13 protein-coding genes are annotated in these 16,058 nt (G+C 70.1%); 9 read left to right on the top strand and 4 right to left on the bottom strand.

All coding sequences use genetic code 11. From position 1 onward, the window contains the following. Positions 1-171 precede the first annotated feature (171 nt). The 6 genes from E5671_RS21755 to E5671_RS21730 all read left to right on the top strand — a co-directional run bounded on the left by E5671_RS21755 (position 172) and on the right by E5671_RS21730 (position 8,326). Positions 172-1,131, top strand: coding sequence for an LLM class F420-dependent oxidoreductase (locus E5671_RS21755; protein ID WP_237330212.1), 960 nt, complete (start codon positions 172-174; stop codon positions 1,129-1,131). A 50-nt stretch (positions 1,132-1,181) separates the two neighbouring features. Then, entirely contained in the window at positions 1,182-1,967 is a 786-nt protein-coding gene (locus E5671_RS21750) for an SDR family NAD(P)-dependent oxidoreductase (protein WP_160505633.1), read from the top strand. A 105-nt stretch (positions 1,968-2,072) separates the two neighbouring features. Next, complete coding sequence (locus tag E5671_RS21745) at positions 2,073-3,200, top strand: LLM class flavin-dependent oxidoreductase (RefSeq protein ID WP_160505632.1); 1,128 nt, start codon at positions 2,073-2,075, stop codon at positions 3,198-3,200. A 98-nt stretch (positions 3,201-3,298) separates the two neighbouring features. Then, positions 3,299-5,038 carry an N-acyl-D-amino-acid deacylase family protein gene (locus E5671_RS21740; RefSeq protein WP_160505631.1) on the top strand — a complete coding sequence of 580 codons (1,740 nt, stop codon included), beginning with the start codon at positions 3,299-3,301 and terminating at the stop codon, positions 5,036-5,038. Continuing rightward, complete coding sequence (locus tag E5671_RS21735) at positions 5,035-6,507, top strand: aldehyde dehydrogenase family protein (RefSeq protein WP_160505630.1); 1,473 nt, start codon at positions 5,035-5,037, stop codon at positions 6,505-6,507. The genes E5671_RS21740 and E5671_RS21735 overlap by 4 nt, the downstream gene beginning before the upstream one ends. Positions 6,508-6,766: 259 nt before the next feature. Further along, positions 6,767-8,326 carry an APC family permease gene (locus E5671_RS21730; RefSeq protein ID WP_160505629.1) on the top strand — a complete coding sequence of 520 codons (1,560 nt, stop codon included), beginning with the start codon at positions 6,767-6,769 and terminating at the stop codon, positions 8,324-8,326. Between the two features lie 10 nt (positions 8,327-8,336). Here E5671_RS21730 and E5671_RS21725 read toward each other — a convergent pair whose 3' ends face one another. From E5671_RS21725 to E5671_RS21710, 4 genes are all read right to left on the bottom strand, one after another. Further along, complete coding sequence (locus E5671_RS21725; RefSeq protein ID WP_160505628.1) at positions 8,337-9,170, bottom strand: hypothetical protein; 834 nt, start codon at positions 9,168-9,170, stop codon at positions 8,337-8,339. 80 nt (positions 9,171-9,250) lie between these two features. After that, positions 9,251-10,792 (bottom strand): CehA/McbA family metallohydrolase, encoded by a 1,542-nt coding sequence (locus E5671_RS21720; RefSeq protein WP_160505627.1) that lies wholly within the window; start codon positions 10,790-10,792, stop codon positions 9,251-9,253. A gap of 90 nt (positions 10,793-10,882) precedes the next feature. After that, positions 10,883-11,218 carry a hypothetical protein gene (locus E5671_RS21715; protein ID WP_160505626.1) on the bottom strand — a complete coding sequence of 112 codons (336 nt, stop codon included), beginning with the start codon at positions 11,216-11,218 and terminating at the stop codon, positions 10,883-10,885. Positions 11,219-11,250: 32 nt separating this feature from the next. Further along, positions 11,251-11,667: an ankyrin repeat domain-containing protein gene (locus tag E5671_RS21710; protein WP_160505625.1), complete on the bottom strand. Its 417-nt coding sequence runs from the start codon at positions 11,665-11,667 to the stop codon at positions 11,251-11,253. 132 nt (positions 11,668-11,799) lie between these two features. Between E5671_RS21710 and E5671_RS21705 the strand changes: the two genes are divergently transcribed. The 3 genes from E5671_RS21705 (at position 11,800) to E5671_RS21695 (ending at position 16,052) form a co-directional block, all read left to right on the top strand. Beyond that, complete coding sequence (locus E5671_RS21705) at positions 11,800-12,339, top strand: hypothetical protein (protein ID WP_160505624.1); 540 nt, start codon at positions 11,800-11,802, stop codon at positions 12,337-12,339. Between the two features lie 145 nt (positions 12,340-12,484). Continuing rightward, positions 12,485-13,375, top strand: a complete 891-nt coding sequence (locus tag E5671_RS21700) for a TIGR03619 family F420-dependent LLM class oxidoreductase (protein WP_160505623.1) — start codon at positions 12,485-12,487, stop codon at positions 13,373-13,375. Positions 13,376-13,418: 43 nt separating this feature from the next. Further along, positions 13,419-16,052: a bifunctional FO biosynthesis protein CofGH gene (locus E5671_RS21695; protein ID WP_160505622.1), complete on the top strand. Its 2,634-nt coding sequence runs from the start codon at positions 13,419-13,421 to the stop codon at positions 16,050-16,052. Positions 16,053-16,058 lie beyond the last annotated feature (6 nt).

The raw sequence follows: 16,058 nt of genomic DNA, 5'->3' as shown, positions 1-16,058 counted from the left end.
GGCAGGCCTGGGAGGCCTGCCAAGCCAGGGGGGCCAGGGGTCCTGGGGATCCCGGGGCTTAGGAGCAGACAGGCTCCTCCGACCCCTTGCCTGACGACCCGTCAGCTACGACGATGAGTCCCGTCGCCGTATATGACAGACCGTCAGATCAAGGTGAGGGGTCGGGTTCCCATGGCTGCCAACGCGCTGGCGCACATATTCCCGCAAGGGCGACTGGTCTACGGGATGCAGCTCCCGATCCAGTCCCAGAGCGTCATCTACGCCGAGGCGTGGGAGGCGGAGGCCACCGCCGACGACCTCGCCGAGATCGCCCGCACCGCCGACCGGAGCGGCTTCGCGTACGTCGCGAGCTGCGACCACGTGGCCATTCCGCGGCGGCTCGCCGACACCATGAGCACCGTCTGGTACGACCCGGTGGCGACCCTCTCCTTCCTCGCCGGGATCACCGAGAACGTACGGCTGATGAGCCACGTCGCCGTCGTCGGGCTCCGGCATCCGCTCGTCAGCGCCAAGCAGTACGCCACCCTGGACCGACTCAGTGGCGGGCGGCTGATCCTGGGGGTCGGGGCCGGTCACGTACAAGAGGAGTTCGAGGCCGTCGGCGCCGACTTCGAACGGCGCGGGCCCGTGCTCGACGAGACCGTCGACGCTCTGAAGGCCGCCCTCGGGCCCGATGAGTACCCCGAACACCACGGCGAGCACTACGACTTCAGCGGGCTCGGCCAGCAGCCGCGCCCCGCGCAGTCCCGCGTACCCATCTGGGTGGGCGGCTCCTCGCCCGCCGCCGTCCGCAGGGCCGCCGTACGCGGTGACGGGTGGCTGCCGCAGGGCGACCCGCGCGACAAGCTGCCCGCGCAGATCGCCAGGCTCAAGCGGCTGAGGGAGGAGGCGGGGGTCGCGGAGCCGCTTGTCGTGGGGGCGATCGCCGAGCCCCTGTACGTGGGGGAGCCCGGCTGGTCCGTCGGACGGCGCACCCTGAGCGGGAAGCCGGACGCGCTTGCCGAGTCGCTGCGGGCGTACGGAGCGATGGGCGTGCAGCAGATCCAGGTGCGGTTCCGCTCGCGCGGGCGCACCGAACTCACCGACCAGATGGCGGCGTTCGCCGCCGAAGTCGCTCCGCACCTCAACTGAGACCCCGGGCACCCCCTCGTACCCCTCTGACCTCACGCAAGGAGACTCGTATGGGCAAGCTGGACGGGCGCGTCGTCATCGTCACCGGTGCGGCGCGCGGGCAGGGCGAGCAGGAGGCGCGGCTCTTCGCCGCCGAGGGCGCGCGGGTCGTCATCGGCGACGTCCTCGACGACCAGGGCGAGGCCCTGGCCAAGGAACTCGGCGGTGACGTGGCCAAGTACGTCCACCTCGACGTCGGCCGGGAAGCCGACTGGAGCGCGGCGGTCGACGCCGCCAAGGACGCCTTCGGGAAGATCGACGGCCTGGTCAACAACGCCGGGATCCTGCGCTTCAACGAACTCGTCAGCACCCCGCTCGAAGAGTTTCAGCAGGTCATCCAGGTCAATCAGATCGGCTGCTTCCTCGGCATCCGCAGTGTCGCGCCCGAGATCGAGGCCGCCGGCGGCGGGACCATCGTGAACACCGCCTCGTACACGGCGATGACGGGCATGGCGTACGTCGGCGCCTACGCCGCGACCAAGCACGCCATCCTCGGGCTCACCCGTGTCGCCGCGATGGAGCTCGCCGCCAAGAACATCCGCGTCAACGCCGTCTGCCCGGGAGCCGTCGACACCCCGATGACCAACCCCGCGCAGCTCGACCCGACCGCCGACCCCACCGAGGCGCGGGAGGCGGTCGCCGAGCTCTACAAGAAGCTCGTGCCGCTCGGGCGGATCGGCAGGCCCGAGGAGGTGGCCGCGCTCGCGCTCTTCCTGACCGGAGACGACTCGGCGTACATCACCGGGCAGCCGTTCGTCATCGACGGAGGGTGGCTCGCGGGGGTCAGCATCGTCTGACGGCGTATCAGGTATCAGGTATTGACGCTCCACCCGGCCGGTGGAACAGTCGACCTCATCAAGATCTGACGGTTCGTCAGAAACTCACGAGGATGGTGAACCTCCTTGGAATTCGGTCTCTTTGTACAGGGATACGTGCCCGCCAAGCGGGCCAAGGTCGACCCCGAAGCCGAGCACAAGGCACTCATCGAGGAGACCGAGTACGTCATCCAGGCGGACAAGTCCGGCTTCAAGTACGCCTGGGCCTCCGAGCACCACTTCCTGGAGGAGTACTCGCACCTCTCCGCCAACGACGTCTTCCTCGGCTATCTCGCCCACGCGACCGACCGCATCCACCTGGGCTCCGGAATCTTCAACCCCCTCGCCCCGGTGAATCACCCGGTCAAGGTCGCCGAGAAGGTCGCCATGCTCGACCATCTCTCCGAAGGACGCTTCGAGTTCGGGTCCGGGCGCGGCGCCGGGTCGCACGAGATACTCGGCTTCATGCCGGGCATCACCGACATGAACCACACCAAGGAACTCTGGGAAGAGACCATCGCCGAGTTCCCCAAGATGTGGCTCCAGGACGAGTACGTCGGCTTCCAGGGCAAACACTGGTCGCTGCCGCCCCGCAAGATCCTGCCCAAGCCGTACGGGAAGTCGCACCCGGCCATGTGGTACGCCGCCGGGTCCCCCCCTTCGTATGCGATGGCGGGCAAGAAGGGGCTCGGGGTGCTGGGCTTCAGCGTCCAGAAGGTCTCCGACATGGAGTGGGTCCTCGACTCGTACAAGACGGCCGTGAAGGAAGCCGAGCCGGTCGGTGACTTCGTCAACGACAACGTCATGGTGACCTCGACGGCGATCTGCGCGGAGACGCACAAGAAGGCCGTGGAGATCGCCGTCAGCGGCGGGCTCAACTATCTGCAGTCCTTGCTGTTCCGGTATCACGACACCTTCCCCCGCCCCGAGGGCATCCCCCAGTGGCCCGAGCTTCTCCCCGAGTACACCGAGGAGATCATCGAGCTGCTCATCGCCGAGGAACTGATGATCTGCGGGGACCCGGACGAGGTGCTCACGCAGTGCAAGCGGTGGGAGCAGGCGGGGGCGGATCAGCTCAGCTTCGGGCTGCCGATCGGGATTTCCCCCGAGGACACGAAGAACACGATCAAGCTGATCGGTGAGCACGTGATTCCGAAGATCGACACGGATCCCGTTCACCGGACCTCGCGCTTCCGGCAGTCCGCCGGGGCGTGAGCCTCTGACCGCCCCGGCTTCCCCTCCCGGACGGAGGCCGGGGCGTCCTTCGGGCCAACTCCGCACCGAAAACCATCGTCAAGGGGGACGACCTCGTCATGCTCGACCACCTCATCAAGGGCGCGACCGTAGTCGACGGAACCGGCGCCCCCGCACGCGTTGCCGACGTAGGTATCCGGGGCGGGCGCATCGCCGTCATCGCCGAACCCGGCACCGTCACCGAGCCCGCCACGACCAGCGAGGACGCCCGAGGGCGCGTCCTGGCCCCCGGATTCGTCGACCCGCACACCCACTACGACGCCCAGCTCTTCTGGGACCCCTACGCGACCCCTTCCCTGAACCACGGGGTGACGACCGTCGCCGGTGGCAACTGCGGCTTCACCCTCGCGCCCCTGAACCCCGCGCGCCCCGAGGACGCCGACTACACCCGGCGGATGATGTCCAAGGTTGAGGGCATGTCGCTGGTGGCACTCGAAGAGGGTGCGCCCTGGTCGTGGAACTCGTTCGGCGAATATCTCGACGCCCTGGAGGGGCGGGTCGCGGTCAACGCCGGTTTCATGGTGGGGCATTGCGCTCTGCGACGGTACGTCATGGGCGCGGACGCGGTCGGCGGGCAGCCGACCCCTGAGCAGCTCGACGAGATGCTGCGGCTCTTCCACGACGCCATGGATGCCGGCGCCTGGGGGCTCTCCACCACGCAGTCGTCCACACACTCGGACGGCGACGGGCAGCCGGTGGCATCCCGGCACGCGAAGCCCGACGAGCTGCTCGCGCTCAGCCGGGCCGTCGCCGAGCACGAGGGCACGCAGCTGGAGGCGATCGTCGCGGGCTGCCTGGATCAGTTCAGCGACGACGAGATCGATCTGTTCGTGGAGATGAGTGCCGCCGCGGGCCGGCCGCTCAACTGGAACGTCCTCACCATCGACGCCGCCGTGCCCGAGCGCGTGCCACGCCAGCTGATCCCCAGCGAGCGCGCCCGCAAGGCCGGTGGCCGGATCGTGGCACTGACGATGCCGATCCTCACCCCGATGAACATGTCGCTCGGCACCTTCTGCGCGCTGAACCTGATCCCCGGGTGGGGAGACGTGCTCGGCCTCCCCGTTCCCGAGCGCATCGCCAAGCTCCGCGACCCGGACGTCCGGGGCGAGATGCTGCGGCGCGCCGACAGCAAGGAGGCCGGGGTCTTCCGGCGGCTCACGCACTTCGACCGGTACGTCATCGGGGACACGTACTCCAAGGAGAACGAAGGCCTCACCGGCCGTGTCGTCGGTGACATCGCCGCCGAGCGCGCGCAGGAGCCCTTCCAGTGCCTCGTCGAGGTCTGCGCCAACGACGACCTGCGTACGGTCCTGTGGCCGATGCCCTCCGACAACGACCCCGACTCGTGGGCCCTGCGCCAGGAGACCTGGCAGCACGAGGACGTCATGCTGGGCGGCTCCGACGCGGGCGCGCACCTGGACCGGATGTGCGGCGCCCCGTACACGACCCGGTTCATCGGGGACTGCCTGCGGGGCCGCAAGCTGGTCGGCCTCGAGCAGGCGGTGAAGATGCTCACCGACGATCCCGCGCGGCTCTTCGGGCTGCGGGAGCGGGGCCGCATCGAGGAGGGCTTCCACGCCGACCTCGTCCTCTTCGACCCCGAGCGCATCGACGCGGGCAAGGCCACGCTGGTGCACGACCTGCCCGGCGACAGCCCCCGCCTCGACTCCAAGGCCATCGGCGTCGAGGCCGTGTGGGTCAACGGAGTCGAAGCCATCCGTGAGGACCGCGTGACGGGCGCGACGCCCGGCACGGTGCTCCGGTCGGGCCGTGACACCAGGACGGTGAGCACCAAGTGAGTGACCAACTCGCGGGCGGGCAACGGCTGTTCATCGGCGGTGAGTGGATCGAACCCGGCGGTGGTCACTACGAGGTCGTCAATCCGGCTACCGAAGGAGTCGTCGGCCTCGCCCCCGAGGCGAGCCGCGAGCAGGTGCACGCGGCTGCCGGCGCCGCCCGCGAGGCCTTCGCCACCTGGTCGCGTACGACACCCGAGGAGCGGGCCACGGTCCTGGACCGTGCCGCGCAGATCATGGAGCGCGACTTCGCCCCGTACGCGGAACTCGCGCAGGCCGAGAGCGGCGCGACGACCGGGACGGCGCGGGGTATGCAGGTCGCGGTGGCGGTGGCGCGCTTCAAGCGGTACGCGAAAGGCGCACTGGAGCCGGTGGAGACCGGCCTGCCCCCGCAGATCAACGAGGCAGGACCCATGGGGAAGGCGGGCGTCGTGGGGGCGCTCACCGTCCGCCAGCCGGTGGGTGTCGTCACCTGCATCACCTCGTACAACAACCCGTGGGCCAACCCCGCGGGCAAGGTGGCACCCGCCCTGGCCATGGGAAACACGGTCCTGGTGAAGCCCGCCCCGCAGGATCCGCTGTCGGTGTACCGGATGGCGGCCGCGCTTGAGGAGGCGGGAGCGCCGCCGGGAGTGGTGAACGTGGTGAGCGGGGCGCGCCCCGAGGTGGGCGAGGCGGCCGTGGACTCTCGGGACGTCGACATGGTGAGCTTCACCGGTTCGACGTCGGTGGGGCAGCGGATCGCCGAGGTGTGCGGCCGCGACATGAAACGCCAGCTGATGGAGCTGGGCGGCAAGGGCGCCGCGCTCGTCTTCGAGGACGCGGACCTGGACTCGGCGGTGGCGGGGATCGGGACGACGTTCTCCTTCTACAGCGGCCAGATCTGCACGGCCCCGACGAGGGTGATCGCGCATCGCGCGGTCCACGACGACCTGATCGAGAAGCTGAAGCAGTACATCGGTTACATGAAGGTCGGGGATCCGCGGGAGAAGGGGACGATCGTCGGCCCGGTGATCTCGGCGGCGCACCGGGACCGCATCGAGTCGTACGTGGAGCTGGGGCGGAAGGAAGGCGCGCGGGTCGTCGCGGGCGGCGAGCGCCCGGCCTCGTTCGAGAGGGGCTTCTACGTCGCCCCGACGCTGCTCGCGGACTGCACGAACGACATGAGGGTCGTCCGGGAGGAGATCTTCGGCCCGGTCGTGGTGGTGGTCCCCTTCGAGGACGAGGAGGAAGGCATCGCCCTGGCCAACGACAGCGACTACGGCCTCCTCGACTACGTCTGGTCGGGCGACGTGGCCCGCGCCTTCCGGGTCGCGCGGCGGCTGCGCGCGGGTGGGGTCGGCGTGAACACGATCGGCCGGAACATGGAGGCGCCGTTCGGAGGGTTCAAGAAGAGCGGGGTGGGCCGGGACGTGGGCTCGTACGCGCTGCACGCGTACAGCGAGCTGCAGTCGATCGTGTGGCCGGGGTGAGCGCTCGGAAAGCCGGAGAGAAGTCCGATATGTGGAATGCGGAAAGACGCTCGGGAAAATTTTGAACTGGGGCAAAACGGACAGGGCTGCGGTTCCCGCATACCGGACGGTCTGGCTTTTGCCTGGCAATGGATAGCCGTTTCGGTTGAGCGATCAAGCAATCAATGGCGGCTGACCTGATTCCTCCATCGATTACAAGACGAGAGATGCGGACGTCAATCCTCCGCATGTGGAAACCGCAGCCCTTAACGTCCTGTTCATGACCCAGTTGGACGTACGGCCCCAGGCCGGAGACACGGTAAGCGGCGCCCCCGACGGGGGCGTACGCGCCAAAGGGCTCGGCGGTAACTCCGTCGGCCTCATGGGCAGCGCCGTCATCGGCATCTCCACCGTCGCCCCCGTCTACTGCCTGACGTCGACCCTCGGCTCCACGGCCGGCGAGGTCGGCCTGGCCATGCCCGCGGTCTTCCTCGCGGGCTTCCTGCCGATGCTCCTGGTGGCCTTCGCCTACCGCGAGCTCAACAAGGCCATGCCGGACTGCGGCACCTCCTTCACCTGGACGGTCAAGGCCTTCGGGCCGCGGATCGGCTGGATGTGCGGCTGGGGCCTCGTCATCGCCACGATCATCGTCCTGTCGAACCTGGCAGGCGTGGCGACCTCGTACTTCTGGCTCCTGGCGGGCGAGATCACGAGCAGCGACTCGGTGGCGGCCCTCGACGACAACAAGGCCGTCCACATCGTCACGTGCCTGGCCCTGATCGCCGCGGCGACGGCGATCAGCTATCGGGGGATGACGGCGACCAAGGGCGTGCAGTACGCGCTGGTGGGGCTTCAGCTGGTCGTCCTCGCGGTCTTCGTGGTGATGGCCTTCCAGAAGGCGGGCAGTGCGGAGTTCCCCCTCTCGCAGGACTTCTCCTGGTCGTGGCTGAATCCGTTCGCGGTGAAGTCGTTCTCCTCCTTCACGGCGGGCCTCTCGCTCGCGATCTTCATCTACTGGGGCTGGGACGCATGCCTGGCCGCCAATGAGGAGACGACCGGCAGCGACAAGACCCCCGGCCGCGCCGCGCTCATCGCGATGGTGGTCCTCGTCGGCTCCTACCTCGCGACGGCCGTCGCCGCGCAGATGGTGGTGGGCGCGGGCACCAAGGGCCTCGGCCTCGCCAACCCCGACACCTCCGACAACGTCTTCGCCGTCCTCGCGGGCCCCGTGATGGGCCCGACCCTCGGCGTCCTGCTCTTCGTCGCGGTCCTCGCGTCGGCCGCCGCGAGCCTGCAGACGACGTTCATCCCGGTGGCCCGCACGGTCCTCGCCATGTCCTCGTACGAGGCGCTCCCGCCGTCGTTCGCACGCGTCCACCCGCGCTTCAAGACGCCGGGCCGCGCGACGGTCACGGCAGGCGTCGCGACCGCGGTCTTCTACACGGTCATGACGCTGGTCTCCGAGCACGTCCTGGTCGACACGATCTACGCGCTCGGCCTCATGATCTGCTTCTACTACGCGCTGACGGCCTTCGCCTGCACCTGGTACTTCCGCCGGGAGCTCTTCAACTCGGTCAGGGACTTCGTCTTCAAGGCCCTGCTGCCGGTCCTCGGCGGCATCCTCCTGACCGGCGTCTTCACCAAGACCCTGATCGACATGTGGAACCCCGCCTACGGCAGCGGCTCCTCCGTCTTCGGCGTCGGCTCGGTCTTCGTGATCGGCGTGGGCCTGCTGCTGCTCGGCGTGGTGATCATGCTGGTGATGGGCCGCAAGAGCCCGGCGTTCTTCCGGGGCGAGATCCTGAAGAGGGACACGCCTGCGCTGGTCGTCGCGGACTGACGCTTGCCCCTCAGCCCGCAAGCAGCCCCCGCAGCGACGCCTTCAGGTTGGTGATGAAGGCGTCGCGGTCTTCCTGGGGGATGAGGTCCAGGGACAGGTACGGGTTGAGGTCTTCCAGTTCGACCAGGAGCAGTTCTCCGGAGCGGGTGCGGCAGGCGTCGACGCGTTGGATGCCGTGGTCGACGGTGTTCCAGGTGATGAAGCCCTGGGCGAAGGCCAGGTCGGCGGGGGTCGGAGTGTAGGGCTCCAGGACCCAGCGCTTGTCGGGGTGCGGTGCGTGCAGGGCGTACTGGAAGGTGTCGTCGATGAAGTAGAACGACACCTCGTACGTGAAGTCGATGCGGGGTTGGACGAGGAACGTGTCCCCGGCGCCGACGTGGCTCTCCAGCTCGGCCCGGGTCAGGAACTTCAGGCCTATCGAGTCCGCGCCCTGCTTGGGCTTGATCACGTACTCGGCCGTGTCCGGGAGCCTTTCGAGGTTCGTCAGGCGGTCGACGGTGGGGATCACCGGGTGGCCTTGCGCCGTCAGGTCGACGAGGTACTGCTTGCCCGCCATGTCCGCGCTGCCCGTCAAGTGGTTGTGGACGCGCGCGCCGGTGGCCAGTGCCCGGGTGCGGAAGGCGTCGAACGCCGTCTGGTAGTTCAGGACCGGGCCGCTGTTGCGGATCAGCACCGCGTCGAAGGCGTCCATCAGGGCCTCCGCGTCCAGCGGGTGGCACAGCGCCGTGTCGAAGTCCTCGCGCAGGCGGGAGGCGAGCGCAATGTCCTCGTCGCAGTACCGGCGGCCCCGCGCCTCGTAGGTGAGGTCGGTGACGAACAGGACGCGGGGCCTTGTGGACGGCATGGGGGTCTCTCCTGGCGTGTGGGCTGGCCCTCGACTCTAAGGACGTCGGTGCTGCCCCTGCGCGCCGCCCCCGGGGTGGCTTAGCTCCGGCCCAGGAACACCGGGTTCGTGAAGGCCCTCAGTGGGCCCGGGAGGCCCGGTGTCACCGGGGCGTGGCGGATCTCGGCCCGTACGTATGCGGCGTACGACGGCGTTGTGCGCCATTCCGCCGTGCCTGTCCCGGAGGCGGGCAGGGCGGGGCTGGTGAAGAGGACGCCCTGGTCCGTGACGAAGCGGATCGTGCAGCCGGGGGCGCCCGTGACGTCCAGGCGGATCGTCACCGGGGCGTCCTGCTCGACGTAGAGGCGCTCGCCGATGCCCGCCTGCTTGCCCCTGCCGCCGGTGGCGGTGAACTTGAGCGTGACGTCCTTGGTCTCGGCGACGTAGCTGTGGCCTGCCCGGATGCCCGCCTGGATGGCCTCGCGGGTCAGGTCGTCCGCGAGGACCACCGTCTGCGGGGTACCGATGGGGTCGGGGTCGCGGTGGGCGTCGCTGTTGCCCATGGCCGGGATCCAGGGCTTGCGGCCGCGGACGGCCGCGACCAGGGTGCTGTCCCAGTCGGCAAGCGACACCTCGTCGTCCGGGGTGTACGCGCCGTTCCACACCTCCACAGCGTCCGCTTCCCCGAAGCCGAACTTCCAGTTGCAGCCGATGCAGGTGGCGTGCGGATGGGCGGGGACGACGAGACCGCCCGCGTCGCGGATCTCGCGGGCGTACTTGCCGAAGCGGTTGTCGCGGGCGCGGTAGCGCCAGTCGATGAACGTGCCGGGGTCCGTGCCGAGGGCGACCAGGTGGCCGTTACGGGTGGTGACCTCCTCGCCCAGCATGATGAGGAGGTCGTCGCCCGCCTCGTCGGCCCAATGGGCGTGCGCGGAGTGCGTGTTGTGCTCGGAGGAGTTGATGAAGTCGAGGCCGGCCGCGCGCGCGAGGGCCGCGATCTCGGCCGGGGTGCGCCTGCCGTCCGAGTACCAGGAATGCAGGTGGCAGTCGCCGCGGTACCAGGCGCGGCCCCGCCCCTTCGCCCGCTCCGGCGGGTAGACGGGCCTCGGCGTCTTGCCGGGTGCCCCGTACTTGAGGGTGATCGTGACCTCGTAGGGGAGGCCCTGGGGTGCGACGGTGTAGGGGCCGAGCGCGATGTTCCAGGTGCCCGCCTTGACGGGGCCCGGGATGTAGCCGGGGGTCGCGTCGTCGGCGCGGATGAAGAACTCCGTGCGCGCGCCGCCGGACCAGCCCCGGAATCCCTTGCCGCCGAGGGCCGTCCCGCGCTGGTCGAAGATGCCGATGTCGAGCGCGTTGCCCGGCGTGCCCGCCGGGACCGTTACCTTCTCGTAGGTGTACGCGACGTGGATCTCCCGTACGCCGTCGGGGACTTCGACCGGGAGGTACACGAAGTCGGGCGACCCGGTGGGCAGCGTGCCGCGCACCACCTTGGTCTCGTCGTCACTTCCGGATTCACGCCCTGCGGCGCTCGCGAAGCTCACGCTGTTCAACGTAAGCGCGGCGGCTGCTCCCGTCACGAGCAGACCGCGCCGGTTCAGGGGTGTGTTGGCGGGTCTGGCCCGGTGGTGTTCGTCCTCGCACATGTGTCGGCTCCCCAGGGTGTCGGAAGGGACTGCAGGGCAACCCTGGTATTGAGCCGTGAACTCTCCGGCAAGGGAAGGCGATTGACAGACTTACGGGCGGTGTCGGGCTTTGCGCACGCGGTGGCGGGCGATCACGACGATGATGATGATCGCGACGACGGCGATGACGATCCCGGCGATCAGCCCGATGGACCCGCCCTTGGACTTCTTCTTTTTCCGGGGCTTGGGCTTCGACTCGTCCGCGCCGGTGCGGGAAGTGTCGACCGAAGTGGCAGCGGCTGAGGAAGTGGCAGCGGCAGCGGCTGAGGCCGCAGCCGGCGTGGAAGCCGCGACGACCCGTGGTGGGGCCGCGTACGCGCCGACGGAAGCCGTCCCGCCCAGCAGCGCACCGAGTAGCAGCAGTACGGTCGCGAAGCGAAGTCGCATGAAGAAACCCTAGGGCAGGAGCGGTCTCCCGCCTAGGCGCTCGCGCCCGCCGCCCGAAGCACCGCGGCCGTCTCCTGATGCGACCCCTGCGTCGCCCAGTACAGCGGGGTGTTGCCCGTGCCGTGGTCCTCGCGGAGGTTCGGGTCGGCGCCGTGGGCGAGGAGTTCGCGGACCGCGTCGGTGTGACCCCAGCTCGCCGCCCCGCAGAGCGGCGTTCCCTGGTCGCCGTGGCCGCTCTCGGTGTTGGGGTCCGCGCCTGCCGCCAGGAGTGCCCGGACGATGGGCGCCGTGCCGTGGACGGAAGCGCCGTACAGCGGTGTCGTGCCGTCCGGGTCGGGGGTCTTCGGGTCCGCGCCCGCACGCAGCAGCGCCTTCACCTCGGTGGTGCGGCCCAGCTCCGCCGCCAGGATCAGGCGTTGCGTCTGCTTCTTGCGGCGTCGTCTGCTCATGAGAGGCAGGGTAGTTCGGCGGGCGCGTGAGGTGGTCGGATTTTCCGCTCCCCCGAGCGGCGGAGGAGCGGCGCCCCTGATCGGCCCGAACGCCGATGTGGCGGCCCCGCGCCCGCGGCCAGCATGACTCCCATGCTGAAGACAAGCGCTCTGCCCGATGTCCCCCGGTGGGCCGTGATCGCCGCCCACGCCGTGCCCTTGGCCACCCTGCCCTCCGCGCTGTGGCGGGTCGCTCTCGTCGCCGGGCTCCCGGTGGCGGACATGCCCGTCGAGGGCTGGGGCGAGATGCTCTACGTCCTGGGGCTCAGCGTCGTCTCCGAGTGCCTCGCCCTGCTGACGCTCGGCCTGGTGCGCGGGTGGGGCGAGGTCGTGCCGGGGTGGATACCGCTGCTCGGCGGGCGCGAGGTGCGGCCGCTCGCCGCGGTGGTTCCGGCGCTGCTCGGAGCCGCCGGGCTCTTCCTGATCACGGGCTGGTTCGTCTACGCCGTGTACGCGGATCTGGGCCCCGGCGTCACGGACAGCGCCGTCCGGCAGGCGATCCTCGTGGCCTGCTACGCGCCACTGCTCCTGTGGGCTCCGCTGCTCGTCGCAGTGACCGTCGCGTACTACAAGAGGCGGACGCGGGGCGCGGGCGCGGCATGGACTACTGCGCCGCTGACGGCTGGCAAGTGAGCCTGCTCCCGACCGGCCTGTTCCCGAACGGCTTGCTCCCGAACACCCCGCTCGCGTAAGGGAGTCACCCGTGGGCGCGGCATGGACTCCTGCGCCGTTGACGGCTAGTAAGTGAGCCCCGCCCCCCCGATCCGGAGGTCGTTCCATGCGAGTTGCCGCCACCCTCTACCTCACCGACCGGACCATCACCCCGATACGCCTGGCCCAGGAGCTGGAGCAGCGAGGCTTCGCGGCGCTCTACCTCCCCGAGCACTCCCACATCCCCGTCTCGCGCGAGACCCCGTACCCCGGTGGTGAACTCCCGCCCGAGTGCGCCCGCATGCTCAACCCCTTCGTCGCCCTCGCGCAGGCCGCCGCCGTCACGGAGCGGGTCGGGCTCGGCACGAACATCACGCTCGTCGGGCAGCACGACCCCATCGACCTGGCCAAGCAGATCGCGACCCTGGACCATCTCTCCGGCGGCCGTTTCACCCTCGGCATCGGCTACGGCTGGAACAAGGAGGAGGCCGCCGACCACGGCGTCGAGTGGCGCACGCGGCGCGCGCTCGTGCGGGACCGGATGGCGGTCATGCGAGCCCTGTGGGCCGAGCAACCATCAGCGTACGAAGGGGAGTTCGGGAGTGTGCGCGCCAGCGACGCGCACCCGAAGCCGGTGCGCGCGCCACGCCCGCGCCCCCGCGAGGAAGGCCCCCTGCACGGGCCCCGCACGCTCATCGGCGGAGCCGCGGGCCCCAAGCTCTTCGCGCAGATCGCGGAGTACGCCGACGGCTGGCTGCCCATCGGCGGCGGCGGTCTGCGCGAGGCCCTCCCCGCCCTGCGCGCCGCCTGGGCCGACGCGGGCCGGGACCCCGCCGACCTGTACGTGGCGCTCTCGGCCGTGGAGCCGACCGAGGGCAAGCTCGCCCACTACGCGGAACTCGGCGTGGACGAGGTGATCGTGCAGCTTCCGGCGAGCGGAGAGGCGGATGTGCTGCGCGCGCTGGATGGGTTCCAGCGATACGTGCACCTCACACCTGCCTCCGGTGACCGGCACTGACCTGTAGCTGTTTCTCCGCGCGGTCGCTCGTATGCTCGGACGCATGACCAACAGCGCGCCGCAGGACAAAGCACCCCAGGGGCCGACCCCCGCGCCGGCACGACCTACCGCGAACGCCATGCGTCGCGCGCTCAAACGCGCCAGGGACGGCGTCGCGCTCGACACCGCCGAAGCCGCCGTGCTGCTCCAGGCGCGCGGCGACGACCTGGAGGACCTCGCCGCGTCCGCCGCGCGGGTGCGCGACGCGGGCCTCGCGGCGGCGGGGCGGCCCGGAGTCATCACGTACTCGAAGAGTGTCTTCATCCCGCTGACCCGGCTGTGCCGCGACAAGTGCCACTACTGCACGTTCGCGACCGTCCCCGGCAAGCTGCGGCGCGCGGGCCACGGGATGTTCATGTCCCCGGACGAGGTCCTCGACATCGCGCGGCGCGGCGCCGAACTGGGCTGCAAGGAGGCCCTGATCACCCTCGGGGACAAGCCCGAGGACCGCTGGCCCGAGGCGCGGGAGTGGCTGGAGGCGGAGGGGTACGACGACACGATCGCGTACGTCCGTGCCATCTCGATCCGCATCCTGGAGGAGACGGGTCTGCTGCCGCACCTCAACCCCGGCGTCATGACCTGGACGGACTTCCAGCGGCTCAAGCCCGTCGCGCCCAGCATGGGGATGATGCTGGAGACCACCTCGGAGCGGTTGTGGTCCGAGCCAGGGCAGCCGCACTACGGCTCGCCCGACAAGGAACCGGCCGTCCGGCTGCGGGTGTTGGAGGACGCGGGGCGCTCGTCCGTGCCCTTCACGAGCGGACTGCTCATCGGGATCGGGGAGACGTACGAGGAGCGCGCGGATTCGCTGTTCGCGCTGCGCCGCGTGTCGCGTTCGTACCACGGCATCCAGGAACTGATCATCCAGAACTTCCGCGCCAAGCCGGACACGGCGATGCGCGGCATGCCGGACGCCGAGCTCGACGACCTGGTCGCGACGGTCGCCGTGGCCCGGCACATCATGGGCCCTTCGGGCTGTCTCCAGGCGCCGCCCAATCTCGTCGACGGCGAGTACAAGCGCCTCATCGGCGCGGGCATCGACGACTGGGGCGGCGTCTCGCCCGTCACGATCGACCATGTGAACCCCGAGAAGCCCTGGCCGCAGCTCGACGAGCTGGCCGAGCAGTCGGCAGCGGCGGGCTTCCGCCTTGAGGAACGGCTGTGCGTCTACCCGGAGTTCGTGCAGCGCGGCGAGCCGTGGCTCGACCCGCGGCTCCTCCCGCACGTGCGGGCGCTCGCCGACCCGGAGACGGGCCTGGCGCGTCCGGACGCGGTCGTGGAGGGCCACCCGTGGCAGGAGCCCGACGAGGGGTACGTCGCCGCCTCCGGCCGCACGGACCTGCACCGCACGATCGACACGACGGGGCGTACGTCCGACCGCCGCGACGACTTCGACGAGGTGTACGGAGACTGGGAGGCCCTGCGTGAGCAGGCCGCGCCCGGCATGGTCCCCTCGCGCATCGACGGCGACGTACGGGCCGCTTTGAAGACGGCGGCCGACGACCCGACGCTCCTGACGGACGAGCAGGCGCTGGCCCTGCTGCACGCGGACGGGCCCGCGCTCGACGCGCTCTGCGGAGTCGCGGACGACCTGCGCAAGTCCGTGGTCGGCGACGACGTCACGTACATCGTCACGCGCAACATCAACTTCACGAACGTCTGTTACACCGGCTGCCGCTTCTGCGCCTTCGCCCAGCGCCGCACGGACGCGGACGCGTACACGCTCTCCCTCGACCAGGTCGCGGACCGGGCCCAGCAGGCGTGGGAGGTCGGTGCCACCGAGGTGTGCATGCAGGGCGGCATCCACCCGGACCTGCCCGGCAGCGCGTACTTCGACATCGCGCGGGCCGTGAAGGAGCGCGTGCCGGGCATGCACGTGCACGCCTTCTCACCGATGGAGGTCGTGAACGGCGCGACGCGCACGGGCCTTTCGATACGGGACTGGCTGAGCGCCGCGAAGGAGGCGGGCCTGGACTCGATCCCGGGCACGGCGGCGGAGATCCTCGACGACGAGGTGCGCTGGATCCTGACGAAGGGCAAGCTGCCCACGGCGACGTGGATCGAGGTCGTGAAGACGGCCCACGAGCTGGGCATCCGCTCCTCGTCCACGATGATGTACGGGCATGTGGACCAGCCGAGGCACTGGCTCGGGCACTTCCGCACGCTCGCCGGGATGCAACAGGACGCGCTGGCCAAGGGAGTTGAGGGCTTCACGGAGTTCGTGACGCTGCCCTTCATCCACACGAACGCGCCGGTGTACCTGGCGGGCATCGCCCGCCCGGGGCCGACGACCCGCGACAACCGCGCGGTGATGGCGATGGCGCGGCTTCTGCTCCACCCGTACATCCCGAACATCCAGACCAGCTGGGTGAAGCTGGGCACGGAGGGCGCGGCGGAGATGCTGCGCTCGGGCGCGAACGACCTGGGCGGCACGCTGATGGAGGAGACCATCTCCCGGATGGCGGGCTCCAGTTACGGCTCGTACCGCTCCGTGAAGGATCTGATCGCGATCGCGGAGGAGGCGGGGCGGCCCGCGAAGCCGCGGACGACGCTGTACGGCGAGGTGCCGGTGGAGCGCCAGGAGGCGGCCGCCGCGTCGGACGGCCACCTCCCGGAGCTGCTACCCGTACTGGACTGACTCGGG

This window comes from Streptomyces sp. BA2, assembly GCF_009769735.1.
Taxonomy (GTDB): Bacteria; Actinomycetota; Actinomycetes; order Streptomycetales; family Streptomycetaceae; genus Streptomyces.
The sequence above is the reverse complement of the archived record's forward strand: the minus strand, read 5'-3'. Positions and strand labels throughout refer to the sequence as shown.

Excerpts from the sequence above, each read along its gene's own strand:
- E5671_RS21755 (WP_237330212.1), top strand. The coding sequence starts at position 172 with ATGGCTGCCAACGCGCTGGCGCACATATTCCCGCAAGGGCGACTGGTC.
- E5671_RS21750 (WP_160505633.1), top strand. The coding sequence starts at position 1,182 with ATGGGCAAGCTGGACGGGCGCGTCGTCATCGTCACCGGTGCGGCGCGC.
- E5671_RS21740 (WP_160505631.1), top strand. The coding sequence starts at position 3,299 with ATGCTCGACCACCTCATCAAGGGCGCGACCGTAGTCGACGGAACCGGC.
- E5671_RS21730 (WP_160505629.1), top strand. The coding sequence starts at position 6,767 with ATGACCCAGTTGGACGTACGGCCCCAGGCCGGAGACACGGTAAGCGGC.
- E5671_RS21725 (WP_160505628.1), bottom strand. The coding sequence starts at position 9,170 with ATGCCGTCCACAAGGCCCCGCGTCCTGTTCGTCACCGACCTCACCTAC.
- E5671_RS21720 (WP_160505627.1), bottom strand. The coding sequence starts at position 10,792 with ATGTGCGAGGACGAACACCACCGGGCCAGACCCGCCAACACACCCCTG.
- E5671_RS21715 (WP_160505626.1), bottom strand. The coding sequence starts at position 11,218 with ATGCGACTTCGCTTCGCGACCGTACTGCTGCTACTCGGTGCGCTGCTG.
- E5671_RS21710 (WP_160505625.1), bottom strand. The coding sequence starts at position 11,667 with ATGAGCAGACGACGCCGCAAGAAGCAGACGCAACGCCTGATCCTGGCG.
- E5671_RS21705 (WP_160505624.1), top strand. The coding sequence starts at position 11,800 with ATGCTGAAGACAAGCGCTCTGCCCGATGTCCCCCGGTGGGCCGTGATC.
- E5671_RS21700 (WP_160505623.1), top strand. The coding sequence starts at position 12,485 with ATGCGAGTTGCCGCCACCCTCTACCTCACCGACCGGACCATCACCCCG.
- E5671_RS21695 (WP_160505622.1), top strand. The coding sequence starts at position 13,419 with ATGACCAACAGCGCGCCGCAGGACAAAGCACCCCAGGGGCCGACCCCC.